The sequence below is a fragment of the Klebsiella quasivariicola genome (assembly GCF_002269255.1).
Classification (GTDB): Bacteria; Pseudomonadota; Gammaproteobacteria; order Enterobacterales; family Enterobacteriaceae; genus Klebsiella; species Klebsiella quasivariicola.
The window spans coordinates 736,028-752,423 of sequence record NZ_CP022823.1; the positions used below are offsets into that span (position 1 = coordinate 736,028).

Here is a 16,396-nt window from a genome sequence, read left to right on the forward strand (position 1 = left end):
CTCCTGATGAGGTGAGAGGCTATTTTTTAATAAAACGAATCTCGGATAAACTGGCTAAAAGTTAGAACATTACTAACCAGGGGTTAGCAATATGGACAAATTGCGAGGGATGGAGACGTTTATTGCCGTGGTAGAGTGCGGCAGCTTTACCGGGGCGGCGTCGCGCCTGGGGCTGTCGGCGGTGATGGTCGGAAAATATATCGCCCAGCTGGAAAGCCAGCTGGCGACGCGTCTGCTGGAGCGTAACACCCGACGCCAGAGCCTCACCGACGCCGGGCGGGTCTATTTTGACGAAGCGAAACGGGTGATGGAGCAGGTCTCTATCGCCGAAAGCGCGGTCGAGCGGCTGCGGCTGGCGCCCGCCGGCACCCTGCGGGTGAGCGCCCCCACCTCGTTCGGCGCCAGCGTGATCGCGCCCCTGACCGCCACCTTCCTGCAGGCCTGGCCCGCGGTCCGGGTGGAACTGGATCTGACTAACCGGATGGTCGATCTGGTGGATGAGGGGTTCGATCTGGCGATCCGCATCGGCGAGATCCATCAGGAGGATCTGGTGGCTCGCTACCTGGCGCCGTATCGGATGGTGATCTGCGCCGCGCCGGCTTATCTGGCGCGTTACGGCACGCCCGGGACGCCGGAAGATCTCGCCGATCATCTCTGCCTGTCCCATACGGTCTGGACCGCCCGCAACGAGTGGCGGCTGCCGGGCGTAGAGGGAGAAGTGCGCTGGAAGCGCGATGCGGTTTTGCGCTGCAACGATGGCTACGCGCTGCGCCAGGCGGCGATCGCCGGGGCCGGGCTGCTGATGCAGCCGGAGGTGCTGCTGGCCGATGCGCTGGCCAGCGGCAGCCTGGTGCGGGTGCTGGAGGCATGGACCCCCGAGCCGAGACCCGTGCATCTGCTCTGGCGCCAGGATCGTCGGCCCCTGCCGAAGCTGACGCAGTTTATCGCCCACCTTCAGCAGGGAATGGCCGACGCGCTGACAACGACCCGCGCGTCGGAATAATCACTCCTCCCGCAGCGCCTGCTGCCAGTCGGCAATCAGATCGTTGGGATCTTCGATCCCGACCGACAGGCGGATCAGCTGGGGCGTGATACCGTTCGCCAGGCGTTTCTCCAGCGGGATCGAGGCATGGGTCATGCTGAAGGGCTGGCTCACCAGACTCTCCACGCCGCCCAGACTCTCCGCAAGCGTAAACCAGCGCAGCTTGCTGATGATGCGTTCGGCGTAACCGTCATCGCCCTTCACCACCACCGAAATCATGCCGCCGGGCAGCGCCATTTGCTGGCGCGCCAGCTGATGATGCGGGTGCGAGGCCAGCCAGGGGAACCAGACCCGCTCCACTTCGGGCTGCTGTTCCAGCCATTCGGCGAGCTGCAGCGCGTTCGCGCTGTGGCGCTCCATGCGCAGCGCCAGGGTGCGGATACCGCGCTGCGTCAGGAAGCTGCTGAACGGGTCGAGCACGCCGCCTACCGCATTCTGCAGATAGCCAAGCTTTTCCGCGAGATCGGGGTTAGCGCCGACCACCGCCAGGCCGGCGACGACATCGGAATGGCCGTTGAGGTACTTGGTCGCGGAGTGCACCACAATATCAAACCCATGCTCCAGCGGGCGATGGATCGCCGGCGAGGCGAAGGTGTTATCGGCGACGCTGATCAGGTTATGGCGGCGCGCGATGGCGGCGATAGCGCTGAGATCCGCCAGCTTCAGCAGCGGGTTGGTGGGCGTTTCCACCCAGATCATGCGCGTATCGGGGCGGATCGCCGCTTCAATTCCCGCCAGGTCGTCGGGTTTCACCCAGCTCACCTGCAGACCAGCGCTACGGCGGCGAACGTTTTCCAGCAGGCGGTAAGTGCCGCCATACACATCATCGACCGCCACCAGGTGACTGTCCTTATCCAGCAGCTCCAGCACTGTGGAGATGGCGGCCAGTCCGGAGGCGAACGCATAGCCGCGGGTGCCATTTTCCAGATCGGCGATCGCGGTTTCCAGCGCATGGCGGGTGGGATTGCCGCTGCGGGAATATTCATAGCCGGTGTGCTGCCCCGGCGCCGGCTGAGCAAAAGTGGAAGTGGCATAAATCGGCGGCATCACTGCGCCGTGGCTGTCGGTGAAGGTTCCGCTATGTACGCTCAGGGTGTGAATAGATGACATAAAAAATTACTTATTGTGCGACTCGGTTACGCCAGGCGGTCAGTACATCGCTGCGGGTGACCAGGCCAAGAAAACGCGCGTTGTCAGCGATTACCGCCACCAGACCGCGATCGAGAATGGCCTGCAGTTCGCTCTCTGGCGCACGCTTATCGAGAGTTTCAACATGGCGGCTCATCGCTTCGCTGACCGGCAGGGAGAAGCGTTGGCGATCGCCCTGTACGTGGCGGATCAAATCCCACTCATCGACGATGCCGACCACGCGGCCATCCTCCAGCACCGGCAGTTGAGAGATGTCATACAGCCGCATACGGGCAAAGACTGCGGCCAGGGTGTCGTCCGGCGCGGCCGTGACGGTGGCGCCTTCGTCATGGCGTAGGGCGATAAAATCACTGAGATCGCCCTGTTCGGGCCGGGCGATCAGCCCTTGCTGGCGCATCCAGTCGTCGTTGAACATTTTGGACAGGTATTTATTGCCGCTGTCGCAGGCGAAGGTCACCACCCGTTTCGGCCGGCTTTGCGCCCAGCAGTAGCGCAGGGCGGCGCTGAGCAGGGTGCCGGTGGAGGAGCCGGCCAGCACGCCCTCGACCTGCAGCAGCTGGCGCGCAGTCTGGAACGCTTCGCGGTCGCTGACGCGATACGCGGTATGCACCCCCTCCAGCCTGGCCAGCGGCGGGATAAAATCTTCGCCTATCCCTTCGACCAGCCAGGATCCCGTTTCGCCGTAGCGCCCGGTATCGACCTGATCGGCAAGGATCGAACCCGCCGGATCGGCGAGAATAAATTCCGTTTTCGGCGAGTGTTCAGCAAACCAGGCCTGAAGCCCGCCCAGCGTACCGCCGGAACCGACGCCAACGACGATGGCGTCGATGTCGCCCTCCAGCTGCTGATAAAGCTCCGGTGCGGTGGAGGTGGCATGGGCCAGCGGGTTGGCATCGTTATTAAACTGGTCGATGTAAAAGGCGCCTGGGGTTTCATCGGCAAGGCGGCGGGCATAATCCTGATAATAGGCCGGGTGGCCTTTATTGACGTCGGAACGGGTGAGCAGCACCGTCGCGCCCAGCGCCCGCAAGTGAAAGATTTTCTCGCGGCTCATCTTATCCGGCACTACCAGGATCAGGCGGTAATTTTTCTGCGCCGCAATCAGTGCCAGGCCGAGACCGGTATTGCCGGCGGTGGCTTCGATTATCGTGCCTCCGGGCGCCAGTTTTCCCTGGCGCTCGGCTTCATTAATCATCGACAGCGCAACCCGATCTTTAATTGAGCCGCCGGGGTTCTGATTTTCCAGTTTTAAAAACAGACTGCAGGGGCCGGTATCCAGTTTATGCAACTGGAGCAGGGGAGTATGACCGATCAGGTCGCTCACGGAATGAAACAGTGACATAACCATTTACCTACTCGTTTAAGATATTTTTGCATGGTAGGGCTGTAAAAACGGTAATTTAAAGAATATTTCTCTGCCTGTTAGCGCCAAATGGAATATAAGATGCTATTTGGCCATCTGGAAGGAAAGCAGGGCAGCCACCTGGGCGGATCGATTGCCAGAAAAGGGCGATTTAGCCGCTTTTGGCGACAAAATGGCAATTTGAATCAGCGTGTTATGTGCTATTTGAAAATGTATTTGCGAAAAGATTCTATGGGGAATAGGTCTTAATGGCACAGAGGATACGGCGTGGTAGAAACCCACAGATATAGGGCGCAGAAAAGCAAAAACCCAGCCATAGGCTGGGTTCTCTGAATAAGTGGTGCCCAGACTCGGACTAACGCCGCAGGCGTTGAACAGCGCGCGTGTCGCGCTGGCCCCGAAGGGGTGAGCCGCTGTGCGGCGAATAATCGAACTCAGTTCGATGAAGAGTCCGGATGTAGAAAAGCAAAAAACCGCCTTTTGGGCAGGTTCTTTAAATAGTGGTGCCCGGACTCGGACTAACGCCGCAGGCGTTGAACAGCGCGCTTGTCGCGCTGGCCCCGAAGGGGTGAGCCGCTGTGCGGCGAATAATCGAACGCAGTTTGATGGAGAGTCCGGATGCAGAAAAGCAAAAACCCAGCCATAGGCTGGGTTCTCTAAATAAGTGGTGCCGGACTCGGAATCATATCCATGACTAATACGTTGTTTGTTATTGTTTTTGTTGGTATTTCTTGTAAGCGGTGCCCCCACTAAAGCCCCCATAAAAAATCGCTTTATTTTTGTGATGGTTATCACGAAAAATCGTTGTTTAATTGACTCACTATCCCACTCTTACGACACGCAATTTGTTCCATATCATAAATCTCACCATTGTTATGGGGCAGAGTTGTTATTTTTTTATCATAGGGAGTTAACACAATTTCCGCATTTTCCACCACGCATTCCTGCATTCTGCCTTGTAAAGTTGTTCTGGACGTTATCAGTTCATACTTTAGCCTGAACTTGTAGCACACCGATTCCGGTATTTTTCCTGTTAATTGAGAAAAGTCACTGGAGAAAATATTGTGATAAAAATCACAAAGTGAGGCAGGCTACTGGAGAAAAAGTCTGCAACGGCGAATTATCGTAGTCTGTGTACCTCAACCAGCATTTTGAAGGCTCTGCTACATGGAAGAAAATACAAGGCTGCGTACGGAGAATTATATTTCAGCAAAAAACCAGCATCCAGCCTGGATACTTCTTGCTACCCGCCGCGCTCCGCTGGTATTGAGCTGCCTGAAAACGCTGTTTGAAAAATCACATGATGGTATCCCCCTTGAGGAAGCGATTCAGTCTCTTACCGGCATTCTTGTCGAGCACATGAGTCAGGAACAGTATGACATTAATCAGGACAATTCCTCTCTTCAGGCCAGCCGTGAACTGCGGGAATGGATTAAACGCCGTCTAATCGTCGAACGGGATGGCCGTATCTTTGCTACTGATGCGCTTGAGGTCGCGATTACGTTTGTTGAGTCTCTGGATAATCGTTTCATGACCTCTACGGCTTCCCGTTTGTCCACCGTACAGCGAGAAATTGAAAACCTGGAAACCCGGCTTAATCCAAATCCAGCAAACCGGGTTGCAACCTTACGCCGTCGTATTGCCGAACTGGAACATGAATTACAGGAGGCAGAAGCCGGGCATATTGAGGTGCTAGAAACGCATCAAGCGATTGAACATATTCGAGAGGTCTTCAATTTAGCTTCCAGCCTGCGGGCTGACTTTCGTCGTGTTGAAGACTCCTGGCGCGAGGCCGACCGTGCGCTTCGGCAATCCATTATTGGCGAGCAATATCATCGCGGCGATATCGTAGAACGCCTGCTCAACGATCAGGACGCGCTGCTTAATACGCCGGAAGGAAGAGTTTTCGACAGCTTTCAGCAACAACTCCGTCAATCTTCTGAACTTAAAGCGATGAGTGAACGATTACGAGTAATCCTTAGCCATCCTTCTGCTTCCGATGCGCTTAACCGTCTACAGCGGCACGATCTGCGCTGGCTGGTTAAGCGCCTGGTAGATGAATCGCAAACTGTACTCCAGGCTCGCGCCCGTAGCGAGCGTGATGTCCGTGGTTTTATGAAAACTGGGCTTGCTGCTGAACATCACCGCGTTGGTCATTTGCTTAACGAATTTCTAAACCAGGCGTTAAAACTCGACTGGCAGCGCCAGATCGTTCGCAAACAAGAGGTTCCGCTTCCTGCTGTTGGTGTGGCGGTAACAGGCGTCCCCGCGATTGAACGTTTACGTTTTAAAGAGGTGGATGATGAAGCGGAACAAACGTTGGATCTCAGTAATCATGCGGCGGATTTAACGCAGATTGGCGATGATTTCTGGGATGCTTTCAATGGCCTCGATCGTGAGGCGCTGATTCAGCAGACGTTGCAGGTTCTGGCAAAAGAAAATCGCCCCGTTAGTCTGGCTGAACTGGCGGCGCTGTTGCCCCCGGCTCACGATCTTGAAACCTTCGCCATATGGATTGGCATGGCGAGAGAAGCGGGCATTGCGGTTATTGATTCACAGCGCGAATTTGCTGAGCTTAGTGATGGGGAAGGTCGTCGCTGGCGATTTAATCTGCCCACTACCGGTCTGGAAAGCCAGGCATTAATGGATATCGATTGGGAGTAACAGGTATGGCGGGCTTTTTTGACAGACAGATTAACCGGAGCGTTACCGCAAATGCAGGCAGTGAACCAGAACCATCGGACGAAGCGGTTGCCGATGAGTCGGTTGAGGAAATTGCAACCAATAGCGAAATGCGAACGCTGAAAAAAATACGCGAAGCGGCTCAGGAATTGCTCAAATACGGCCTGCTGGAAGAGGCCAGTAAACCCAATCTGTACCGCGTTGTACTGGCCCATCCAGAAGAGGTTACTCGCATTCTGGAACCTCTCGATCTGGATATCGGCATTGATGAGATCCGCGGTTTGCTGTATGTCAAAGTCAGGCTTGATGAAACGCCAGAGCAGGATGAATGGTCCCACCCTCTGGTGAGACGGCAACGGCTTAACCTGGAACAATCATTATTGGTTGCCATACTGCGCCAGCATTTTGTTGCCTGGGAGCAGGAAAGTGGAACAGGCGCCAGCCAGGCGCAGATCGCTATCGACGATCTCCTCCCTCAGCTCCAGATTTACCTTGGCGATCCGGGGAGTGAATCAAAAGAACGCACCCGGTTGCTTACCCTATTGGATCAATTAAAGGGCCATGGGCTGGTCACGTCGCCGGATGCGCATGAGCGGATCGTGATTCGCCCGATTATTGCTCATCTTGCCGATCCGATGAATCTTCAGGCATTACTGGCATGGCTACAGGACCAAGTTGCTCAACAAACCTCCCCTGCTGATTCGTCAGAAAAGGAGAGTAGTGGGGAGGAAGTATGAATCAAATAGCGCGTCTGGCTGGAAAGGAATCTTTTATTCTCACCCGTATCGAGTTGTTCAACTGGGGCGGTTTTCATGGATTGCATCAGGCAGCAATCCATCAGGAAGGTACCGCCGTTATTGGTCCAACCGGAAGCGGAAAAACGACGCTGGTCGATGCCTTAATGACGCTACTCTGTGCCAATCCCCGCTATAACCTGGCCTCAACCGGGGGGCATGAAAGCGACAGAGATCTTATCTCCTACGTGCGCGGTGTATCCGGGCCCGGCGATGGCGGGGAGGGGCAATCGCATATTGCCAGACCAGGTAAAACCGTGACCGGCATTGCCGCAACGCTGGAGCGTGAAGGGCAGCAGGTACGTCTGGGAGCTCTGCTGTGGTTTGATTCCACCAGCTCCAGCGTGACGGATATGAAAAGGCTTTGGCTTTTCAGCGATAACCCCGAGCAGACGCTGGAGCACTGGTTGAACGTTTACCATGACGGCGGCACACGATTGCTGCGGCAAATGGAAAAAGAAGTGACCGGCATCTGGACATACCCGAATAAAAAACAGTATCTGGCGCGCCTGCGGGACTTTTTCGAAGTGGGGGAAAACGCGTTTACATTGCTAAATCGGGCGGCAGGGTTAAAACAGCTAAACAGCATTGATGAGATTTTTCGTGAGCTGGTGTTGGACGATCACTCCGCCTTCGATCGCGCGACGGAAGTGGCCGATAGTTTTGATGGTCTGACAGAAATCCATCAGGAACTGGAAACGGCGCGCAAACAGCAGCAGTCATTGCAACCTGTTGCCCTGAGTTGGGATAAGTACCAGAAGCAAGAGCGACAACTTGCTGAAAGGAAAGCGCTGGAATCGCTATTGCCCATCTGGTTTGCACAACAGGCAAGCCAGCTCTGGAGGGAAAAGGTCAGCCATCTTGAAATCGAGTTTGGTGAGGCACAGATTCGCGAAGAACAGATCCAGTCGCAGCTTGAGTTGCAAAAAAAGGTTGTGGCTGACTGCATGCAGCACTACTACCAGGCTGGCGGCGCCAATATTGATGAACTGAACGATCGCATCAATGACTGGCAAAAAACGCTCGGTAGACGAGAAGCGCTGGCGCGCCAGTATCAACAGCTGATCCATAATCTGGGGTTGCCGCCTGACCTGAGTCAGCAACAGCTAGAGGCGAATCAGCATGAAGCCGAAGCCCGCTGTGTGCAGCTTGCTGATGATATAAAGCTGAAGCAGGAAGAGGCTTATCAAAAAGGCGCGCTAAGCCATAACATTACTGTAGAACTGCGCGAACGGGAAACTGAACGCGCCGAGATCGCACGTCGTCCGGATTCTAACCTTCCCGCCCATTATCAGGCATTTCGCAGCGAACTGGCGAAAGCGTTGAACGTTGGTGAGTCTGAACTGCCTTTCGTCGCTGAACTGATACAGGTTAAACCGGAAGAGGCCCAATGGCGCGGTGCGATTGAGCGCGCTGTCGGGAGTAACAGGCTGCGTATTCTGGTTGCGCCTGAATCTGCACAGGAAGCGCTACGCTGGGTAAACCAGCGCAACAATCGTCTGCACGTGCGCCTATTGGAGGTCAAGTTACCGCACTCTCCCGCCAGGTTTTTTGATGATGGTTTTACCCGCAAGCTGTTGTGGAAAGATCATCCGTGGCGAGAGGCCGTCAAAGCATTACTGGCCGAAAGCGACAGGCATTGTGTTGACAGCCCTGAACAGTTGCGTGACACACCTCACGCTATGACGGTGCAGGGGCTAATGTCTGGTAAACAGCGTTTTTATGACAAACAGGATCAGAAACGCCTTGATGAAGACTGGCTGACGGGATTCGATAACCGCGATCGCCTGAACTTTCTTGCCAGAGAAGTTGCCGCGCTTCAGGAGCAGACTAAAACCGCAAACGCGGCATTTGAGGTTGCGAAAGGCGAGGTGGCGCTTTTGCAAAATCAGGCCATTTCATTCCAGAAAATACAACAGATTGATTACGATAGCATTGATGTTCCCGGCGCAAAGAGCCAACTGGAAGCGCTCAAGGAGCGGCTGGAGAATCTGATCCATCCTGATTCCGATGCCAGCGTAGCGAAAGCAAAACTTGATGAGGCTCAAACGGTTGAGTCTGAATTTGATAAGCAGCTCAGAGCCGCCAATAAAGTCACTAACGGGCTGGATACAGAGCTCACCTCCGCCAAGGCCGCAGAACGTAAGGCTCAGCAAACCGCGCAACAAGGTATGCAAGATGAAGAGCGAGAATTGTGCGCGTCACATTTTCCGGCGGTGACTCTGGGGCAACTGCACGACATTCGCGATCTGGAACGCCAACATGAGCGGGGAATTCAGCAAGAAATTGAGGGCGTTAAAGGTGAACTGCATCGACTGAACATTGAGTTGACCAAACGTATGTCTGAAGCCAAACGTGTGGATACCGGGTCGCTCGTTGAGGCAGGGGCTGATTTGGACGATATTCCTGCCTATTTACAGCGTTTGCAGGAACTGACCGAAGAAGCCCTGCCGGAAAAGCTCAACCGCTTCCTTGATTATCTGAACCGTTCATCTGACGACGGCGTAACGCAACTGCTCAGCCATATTGAGCATGAAGTACTGGTGATTGAAGCGCGACTCAGCGAACTCAATGAAACCATGTTTAGGGTCGATTTTCAGCCGGATCGCTACCTGCGCCTAGATACCAAAAAAGTTGTCCATGAAAGCCTGCGAACGCTTGAAAAAGCGCAGCGTCAGCTAAATGCCGCCCGGTTTGTTGATGATAACGGCGAGAGCCATTATAAGGCCTTACAGGTGCTGGTGGCGCAACTGCGGGATGCTTGTGAACGAAACCGTACCCTGGGCGCGAAGGCGCTGCTGGATCCCCGTTTTCGTCTGGAGTTCGCCGTGTCGGTGATGGACCGTCAGAGCGGGAATGTGATTGAGTCGCGTACTGGCTCACAGGGCGGTAGTGGTGGAGAAAAAGAGATTATCGCTTCCTACGTATTGACCGCATCACTTAGCTATGCGCTTTGTCCTGCGGGGAGTCGTTATCCGCTTTTCGGCACCATTATCCTTGATGAGGCCTTCTCCCGCAGCTCTCATGCCGTGGCGGGCAGGATTATTGCCGCGCTTAGAGAATTTGGCTTACATGCAGTATTTATCACCCCCAATAAGGAAATGCGCCTGCTGCGCGACCATACTCGTTCGGCGATTGTCGTCCACCGGCGCGGTCAGGATTCAAATATGGCTTCGCTGAGCTGGGAGGAGCTTGAACAACACTCTCAGCGACGGGAGAACGCGTAGAATGTATTCTCCTGATGAACTGCGTAAAAAGCTTGCCCGGCAGTGGGATAACGCAAAGCTCCGGGCCGAGCGTTTACTTCCACCCGGTAACTGGCCGCTCTGTCTGCCCATTGGCAAACCTTCCGCGAAAATATTCGCCGAGCAGCCTCAGCGCGTTTTACAACACGTGCAATTATGGCGGCAAGTCGCGGTTGGACGTGTGGACTGGGAAGAGGTCAGTTATCGGGCGAGCGACGGACCGGTATCAATGCCGTTGCGTTGGATCCTGAATAGCCCTTCTGACTGGCTTAACGCAGCGGCGGATCCGGTGGTGTACCGGGAATTTCGCTTGCTGGAGGGAATTATTGAGCAGGTTGACCCCATTTTTCATCCGCTGTTGGTTAGTCATCGTTCTCTCTGGCGGCACAAAGACCCACATGACATCATCAGCGCGGCCAGGTTGGCCTGCCGATTAGCGCCGGGCTGTGCAAAGGGGCTGCCGTTAAGGCTGCTTTCCGGGCAAGGGGTGGATACCAAATTTATCGAGAATAATATTTCATTATTAACCCGACTGGTGGACGTGCGTTTTTCCGGCGAAGCCAGCGAGCAGGGGTTAACCACCTTTCTTGATGCTTTTGATGAGTCCAGCCACTGGGTTTTGGTTGTGCCATTATCGCCCGGATTGCTCCCTTTTAAAAAATGCCGGGTGACGACAGCGGAACTGGCGGAAACGACATTGCCCGCGTCGCGTGTGCTGGTGATTGAAAATGAACAGTGTCTGCATCAACTTCCAGCATTATCTGACACTATCGCGATTTTAGGGTGCGGCCTTGACGTGCAGTGGTTATCCAGCGCTGTTCTGGATGAAAAACATGTTGCCTATTGGGGAGACATGGATAGCTGGGGGCTACTGATGCTGGCGAGAGCCAGGCGCTGTCGCCCGACGCTTGATGTTCTGCTCATGAATCGTGAGTTGTTTGAGCAATATGCCAGCCATAGCGCCGTTCCTGAACCGGTAAAAGCACAGGAAGCAATACCCGATGGTTTGCTTAATGAAGAGGCCGATTTTTATCGCTACTTGACCCGCTTGCCGCGTGGTCGTCTGGAGCAGGAATTTTTGCCTGCGGGGATAGTTGAAGAGGCGCTGGTCAGGTGGGGAAAAGAGAGTTAAGGAGATCGCTGGCTGCGGGTGGGTTGCCACGGAAAGCCGGAGTTGAAATGGTCTATGGTTTCGTTATGTGTGGAGTTAGGTCCACACATAACGGCTTAAGGTCCACACATAACGGCTTAAGGTCCACATATAGTGGATGGAGCTCCACACATAACGGTCTGAGGTCCACATATAACGCCCAGAACTCCACATATAGCGGCGCTAAAAAATCCATACTGCATTATGCAGACAAAGCCCCATCCCCCTCACATTGAACATCGTTCAAACTTACATTTGATATATTGGAACAACGGTTTTTGAGATAATCAGAAACGATGTTATTTCTAATTTATAGATTCTATTAGTATTTTTGCTATACTTTTGAGATACCGTCATGCACCAGTTGAGATAACTAAACATCATGGCTCAATTTAATCACTTTGAACTCTCGCTTCTGAACCCCAGCTTTGATTCCCCTTTGGTCGACGCGCTGACAGAGCTGGAGTTACTCCGGCACCTGCGGCTGGAAACCGATGTTCACCCTATCCTGTTTGCGCAGTTGAAGGCGGTTTTCCACATGCTGGAGAGTCTTGGCTCTGCAAGGATTGAGGGAAACCACACCACGCTTGCCGACTATGTTGAAAGCAAGGTTGAAGGAACGCAGAGTTCGACGGATCAGCTCAAAGAAATCAACAATATTGAAGCCGCGATGGAGTACATCGACGAATACCTGAGTAACGGCGATGAGATAACGGAATATTTTATCCGCGAGTTGCATAGTCTGGCGGTGGTCGGGCTGCAACAGGAAGGCGACAGAACGCCCGGCGCATATCGGCAACATAATGTCAGCATTGCTCAGTCAGACCATTTACCGCCGGACCACATCCGCGTTCCTGATTATATGGCGGCACTGACCGCCTTTATTAACCGTGCCGATAAGCCAAAGTACGATCTGATGAAAATTGCTCTGGTGCATCACCGCTTTGGCTGGATACATCCCTTCGGCAACGGTAATGGCAGAACGGTGAGACTGCTGACTTATGCGTTGCTTATCAAGTATGGTTTTAACGTTCAGACGGGTGGTCGGGTTCTCAATCCGACAGCGGTATTCTGTAACGATCGTGAGCGCTATTACGCCATGCTTTCGCTAGCCGATAAGGGAACAGAGCAGGGGCTGGAAGAGTGGTGCTTATATGTGCTTTCGGGGATCTCGTCTGAGCTGAAGAAAGTCGATCAACTGACAAACCACGCTTTTCTGATTGAAAAGATCCTGTACCCGGCCATCGATTTCTCATCGGAGCGAGGGTTGATAAATCCGCTGGAATCGAAGGTGCTGAAACGTGCTGTCGAGCTGGGGACGATAAAAGCGGGCGATTTACGCGCCGTTTTGCCCGATCTGAAACCGACGCAGGTGACTTATCAGCTTGGTAAGCTGATTGAGCGGGGACTTCTTCAGCCAGTAGAAGAAGGAGCGCGTACCTATACGGCGAAGTTTTCTAATTCGTATCTGATACGTGGAGTGATTAAGGTTCTGCGGGAAGAGGGGTTTATTCCTGATTTGTGATATCAGGAACATATTGGTGGATTATTTATACTTTTCTTATGGTTATATTTTATGAAGCATAGCAGCTATTGATATAGCTGCTATATTTCTGGTTTTATTTATTTGGGAAAATTAACTTCAATTAAGGGCTTCATTTACTATAGTTGGGACGGACTCGACTGGTTCTGTTGTTTCAACGTCATTTATTAGTAGATTCATATAATTAATATCAAGAAAATGGCCCTGTGCAAATGAACTGAAAATTGAAAAAATAAATGAAATAAATCCTTGAGGGTATATACGGTCATCAATAATAAGCTTAGTAAATGTTACTAATCGTTCCTCTGCGGTGCGTCCATCGGAAGCATTAATGATACCTTGGCAACAAGTATTAAATAATACAATTATAGCGTTATCCAGAGATAATGATCTTCTTTTCTTATAATGGTTTATATAAACTAAAAATAATGGTAGAGAGATGGCGTGGGTAAAAAATGAACATAAGCTATTAAAGTTATTAAATGGATTAGAGTGTATTTGAAATATTTTAGTTACTAAAGCAACATGTTTTTCATCATCTGAATTTGCCAATGCAATACAATCCTTGTAGCTTATATGCATAGGAAGGTAAGTTTCTACATGACATTGGAAATTCTTTAACTTAATAGGTAGCGGTAGATGCTCTAAGAGATGGGATGTAAACACTATCGAATTTACTATTTTTATTTCTCTATCTAAAGACTTTGTCAGGGCACTAAAGGCATCATCAATAATAAAATATGGCGTTTTTGTGAATAGAACATATTTCATTGTAGAATAGACAGATGTGTCTAAGAACTCTTTTACATTTAATAAGGTATCTGGCGTATTCTCTACCGGAACTGAGTGAACTTCGCAGTAGCCAAGCAAGTTATTCAGGGCGTCACGAATGGACGCTGTTGAACTTTGAATGTCTTCTGCCGTTATCCTAAAAAGATGATCATCGCGCACACCGATAGATAGATAAGAAGGATTTTCAACTTCAGTTAACCAATTATCAATACAAGTTTTAGTCTCATTTGTAATTATTAGTTTGGATCTACTTTTGCATAATGTTATGTCTGCACGCGTTAAAGCGAAATAAATGATACCATGAATATCTGTAATAAATTGTTCTGGATGATCGACTTCACCCACGGGTAATGATAAAGATTTATTGACTATCTGAGAGGTTAGTAGCTGCAAAATAGATTTTACAGGTTTTCCTTTTTCAAGTTCATTAGCTTTAAGAAATAAAGGTACATTCTGACAATTGATAATATGTTCTTCTCTTGATTGATGATCATATTGTGAAAATTCATCTTTTATTTTTTGAAACATTAGCTCTGGGTCTGAAGGGACTTCTATCCTTTTTATCGGGAAGTTAATGTCAGGTTTTTCAGAGACAATATTCAGTGCATATCTGAATATAACGTGGTAAGGATTTAATTCTTCGATTATTTTTACTCTGTCCATAACATAAACAACCTCCTCACCTACAGCTAAATTAGTAAGAAGATCTCCATATTCAGTATGAGCAGATAATAAGGCTCCCTGTTCTTGGGCGGGTATTATATCAACAATAACTTTCTCTTCTACTTCCCCATTACGACTTAATTTTATAGCTCTAATAACTTTATTTGGACGTTGTGTATTTATTTCGTTAGCTTTTTTATTTTCGATTAAAGCGGAGAAATGTATTTTTAAAAGAATGGAAGCAAATTCTTTAGGTGAATTAATAAATTGTTCTGCAACTATTTTTTCTGAAAAATGAGGGTCTATTTCATTTGAAATAAGTCCTAATAATGACAAAGTATGAGTATCGAAAGATAAGAAAATAGTTTTCGGTATTCTGTCTAGAATATTTATGGCTGTAGCTGGAGCTGTTTTTAAAATGCAACGAACCAATAAAAGCCAGTTGTATGAATTATCATTATTTTTCTTAATAGCTTCTTCCAGAGCTATTATTGCCTGAGACCAATTGTTATATGCAATATATATTCTGGCCTGAAAGGTCCATGTGTAGTGATCCCATAATGCTTTATCCAACTTGCTCAGGCATTCTGCCAATGTAGTTAGCTTTTCTGCACGAATAAGTGACTCAAAATAGGCTATAACTAAGCGTGACGGCCATAAATTTTCAGGTAAACGAGGTTCGAGAAGATCGCAACACTCTTTAGCAAGATCTAACCAGAGTAGATCATCGCATAAATTAACTAACCCATTGCCGGAAAGAGATGTTTTATCTTTATGTGCTGATGGAATGAAAATAGCAAGATCTTCTTTGATCCTTTTTTTATTAATGTGATCATTACTATCATTTAATAATAACTTAGATTTCAACGATATGAGTTGGTAGTTAAAAGGCAAATTTTTAATATGGTCATCTTTTTTTAAATCAGCATTGAGAATAAGCTTTTTTATATTCTCCTTAATATATACTCCTTTTGCTGCGGCCTCTATTAATACGATCAGGATGTCTGATGTTAACTCATCATCTTCTTTAATGTCCCGTAATGTGAGAGGTGCTGTTTCATCAATTGAGAATAGCATATCAACAAAGTCGGTAACAGATGGGCTAATGGCTGATATTTTATCCTTATATTTAACTATTGTTTGAATAAGTTGATAGTGATTTGCTTTAACCAACATAACTAAATTACTTAAAGAGTAAAGCAACCATTTGTTGTCTGGGTATGTTTCTGAGAATGAGAGCGCATCATTAATACAGCTAATTACTTGGTCATAGACATCTTTATCCAGAGATAGTAAATCTATATTGATATATTTTTCTGCAAGTTCCAGTACGGTAATATAATTAAGCAGAATAGAGTTTATAGGTGTTGGCGCTCTTTCAACTAAGAGTGTTACAAATTCTTTTGCTGATACTTGATTATTTATCCGACTGGCACCTATAGATATTGCATAAAGTTCATCCTCACTAACGAGAGGCCGGTTCTTATTCCAGAAATCGTTAATTTCATCTTCAGTTGCAAGGCACTGAAGATAAAACATGTGTGAGTATTTTTTCTTTGGAGACTGTGAATATATAGCTATAGCATTTTCGTGATTGTTATTTTTAAACTCTATAAGCATAATAACAGAAAAAACAACATCTCTTAGTTTATCTGATAAATCATCTTCTTTGGCAAGAGTATACAGTTCATCAAATTCAGAGGTTAAAGCATTTTCTGATGCAAGGATTGCTGTATTTAATACATCTACAAATTTTCTGGCGACAGGTGTGGCTGGTAATTTTTCTATAGTGTCTATAACGGTCTTAGCCGTGGCTATATCGCTATTACGTATCTTTCTAAATATGTCCTCTGCAATAGGGAATAGGTTTTCGGGGGTAAGTTCTGATGGATATGTTATTTTATTACCAAGGACAATGTCACCAGAACCGTAATGTGAAGAGTGCAATTCGTTATTCATTCCTGATGACCTTA

The 16,396-nt window shown here is 49.7% G+C and carries 10 protein-coding genes and 1 pseudogene; 7 read left to right on the top strand and 4 right to left on the bottom strand.

Features of this window, described 5'->3' with window-relative positions; genetic code table 11:
- Positions 1 to 91 precede the first annotated feature (91 nt).
- Positions 92 to 1,003: a LysR family transcriptional regulator gene (locus B8P98_RS03755; RefSeq protein WP_080897363.1), complete on the top strand. Its 912-nt coding sequence runs from the start codon at positions 92 to 94 to the stop codon at positions 1,001 to 1,003.
- On the opposite strand, the gene B8P98_RS03760 is transcribed toward B8P98_RS03755, so the two are convergent.
- From B8P98_RS03760 to B8P98_RS30370, 3 genes are all read right to left on the bottom strand, one after another.
- Complete coding sequence (locus B8P98_RS03760; protein ID WP_080897364.1) at positions 1,004 to 2,152, bottom strand: trans-sulfuration enzyme family protein; 1,149 nt, start codon at positions 2,150 to 2,152, stop codon at positions 1,004 to 1,006. It lies immediately after the preceding gene.
- A gap of 10 nt (positions 2,153 to 2,162) precedes the next feature.
- Positions 2,163 to 3,539: a pyridoxal-phosphate dependent enzyme gene (locus B8P98_RS03765; RefSeq protein WP_165931765.1), complete on the bottom strand. Its 1,377-nt coding sequence runs from the start codon at positions 3,537 to 3,539 to the stop codon at positions 2,163 to 2,165.
- A gap of 99 nt (positions 3,540 to 3,638) precedes the next feature.
- Entirely contained in the window at positions 3,639 to 4,349 is a 711-nt protein-coding gene (locus B8P98_RS30370; RefSeq protein ID WP_142832751.1) for a hypothetical protein, read from the bottom strand.
- 372 nt (positions 4,350 to 4,721) lie between these two features.
- On the opposite strand from B8P98_RS30370, the gene B8P98_RS03775 reads away from it, so the two are divergent.
- The 6 genes and pseudogenes from B8P98_RS03775 to B8P98_RS03795 all read left to right on the top strand — a co-directional run bounded on the left by B8P98_RS03775 (position 4,722) and on the right by B8P98_RS03795 (position 12,950).
- Positions 4,722 to 6,218, top strand: a complete 1,497-nt coding sequence (locus B8P98_RS03775) for a DUF3375 domain-containing protein (RefSeq protein ID WP_095032723.1) — start codon at positions 4,722 to 4,724, stop codon at positions 6,216 to 6,218.
- Positions 6,219 to 6,223: 5 nt separating this feature from the next.
- Complete coding sequence (locus tag B8P98_RS03780) at positions 6,224 to 6,973, top strand: DUF4194 domain-containing protein (RefSeq protein ID WP_080959044.1); 750 nt, start codon at positions 6,224 to 6,226, stop codon at positions 6,971 to 6,973.
- A pseudogene (locus B8P98_RS31850) lies at positions 6,970 to 7,125 on the top strand (ATP-binding protein); the annotation flags it as partial. The gene B8P98_RS03780 and the pseudogene B8P98_RS31850, both read left to right, overlap by 4 nt.
- A 1,785-nt stretch (positions 7,126 to 8,910) precedes the next feature.
- Positions 8,911 to 10,257: an SbcC/MukB-like Walker B domain-containing protein gene (locus tag B8P98_RS31855; protein ID WP_309599640.1), complete on the top strand. Its 1,347-nt coding sequence runs from the start codon at positions 8,911 to 8,913 to the stop codon at positions 10,255 to 10,257.
- A 1-nt stretch (position 10,258) separates the two neighbouring features.
- Entirely contained in the window at positions 10,259 to 11,407 is a 1,149-nt protein-coding gene (locus B8P98_RS03790; protein WP_095032725.1) for a DUF3322 domain-containing protein, read from the top strand.
- A 400-nt stretch (positions 11,408 to 11,807) separates the two neighbouring features.
- Positions 11,808 to 12,950, top strand: coding sequence for a Fic family protein (locus tag B8P98_RS03795; RefSeq protein ID WP_095032726.1), 1,143 nt, complete (start codon positions 11,808 to 11,810; stop codon positions 12,948 to 12,950).
- 117 nt (positions 12,951 to 13,067) lie between these two features.
- Here the strand turns inward: B8P98_RS03795 and gapS6b are convergent, their stop codons facing one another.
- Positions 13,068 to 16,382 (bottom strand): GapS6b family protein, encoded by a 3,315-nt coding sequence (gapS6b, locus tag B8P98_RS03800; protein WP_095032727.1) that lies wholly within the window; start codon positions 16,380 to 16,382, stop codon positions 13,068 to 13,070.
- Between the last annotated feature and the right edge of the window lie 14 nt (positions 16,383 to 16,396).

Excerpts from the sequence above, each read along its gene's own strand:
- B8P98_RS03760 (WP_080897364.1), bottom strand. The coding sequence starts at position 2,152 with ATGTCATCTATTCACACCCTGAGCGTACATAGCGGAACCTTCACCGAC.
- B8P98_RS03780 (WP_080959044.1), top strand. The coding sequence starts at position 6,224 with ATGGCGGGCTTTTTTGACAGACAGATTAACCGGAGCGTTACCGCAAAT.
- B8P98_RS03765 (WP_165931765.1), bottom strand. The coding sequence starts at position 3,539 with ATGGTTATGTCACTGTTTCATTCCGTGAGCGACCTGATCGGTCATACT.
- B8P98_RS03795 (WP_095032726.1), top strand. The coding sequence starts at position 11,808 with ATGGCTCAATTTAATCACTTTGAACTCTCGCTTCTGAACCCCAGCTTT.
- B8P98_RS03755 (WP_080897363.1), top strand. The coding sequence starts at position 92 with ATGGACAAATTGCGAGGGATGGAGACGTTTATTGCCGTGGTAGAGTGC.
- B8P98_RS03775 (WP_095032723.1), top strand. The coding sequence starts at position 4,722 with ATGGAAGAAAATACAAGGCTGCGTACGGAGAATTATATTTCAGCAAAA.
- gapS6b (WP_095032727.1), bottom strand. The coding sequence starts at position 16,382 with ATGAATAACGAATTGCACTCTTCACATTACGGTTCTGGTGACATTGTC.
- B8P98_RS03790 (WP_095032725.1), top strand. The coding sequence starts at position 10,259 with ATGTATTCTCCTGATGAACTGCGTAAAAAGCTTGCCCGGCAGTGGGAT.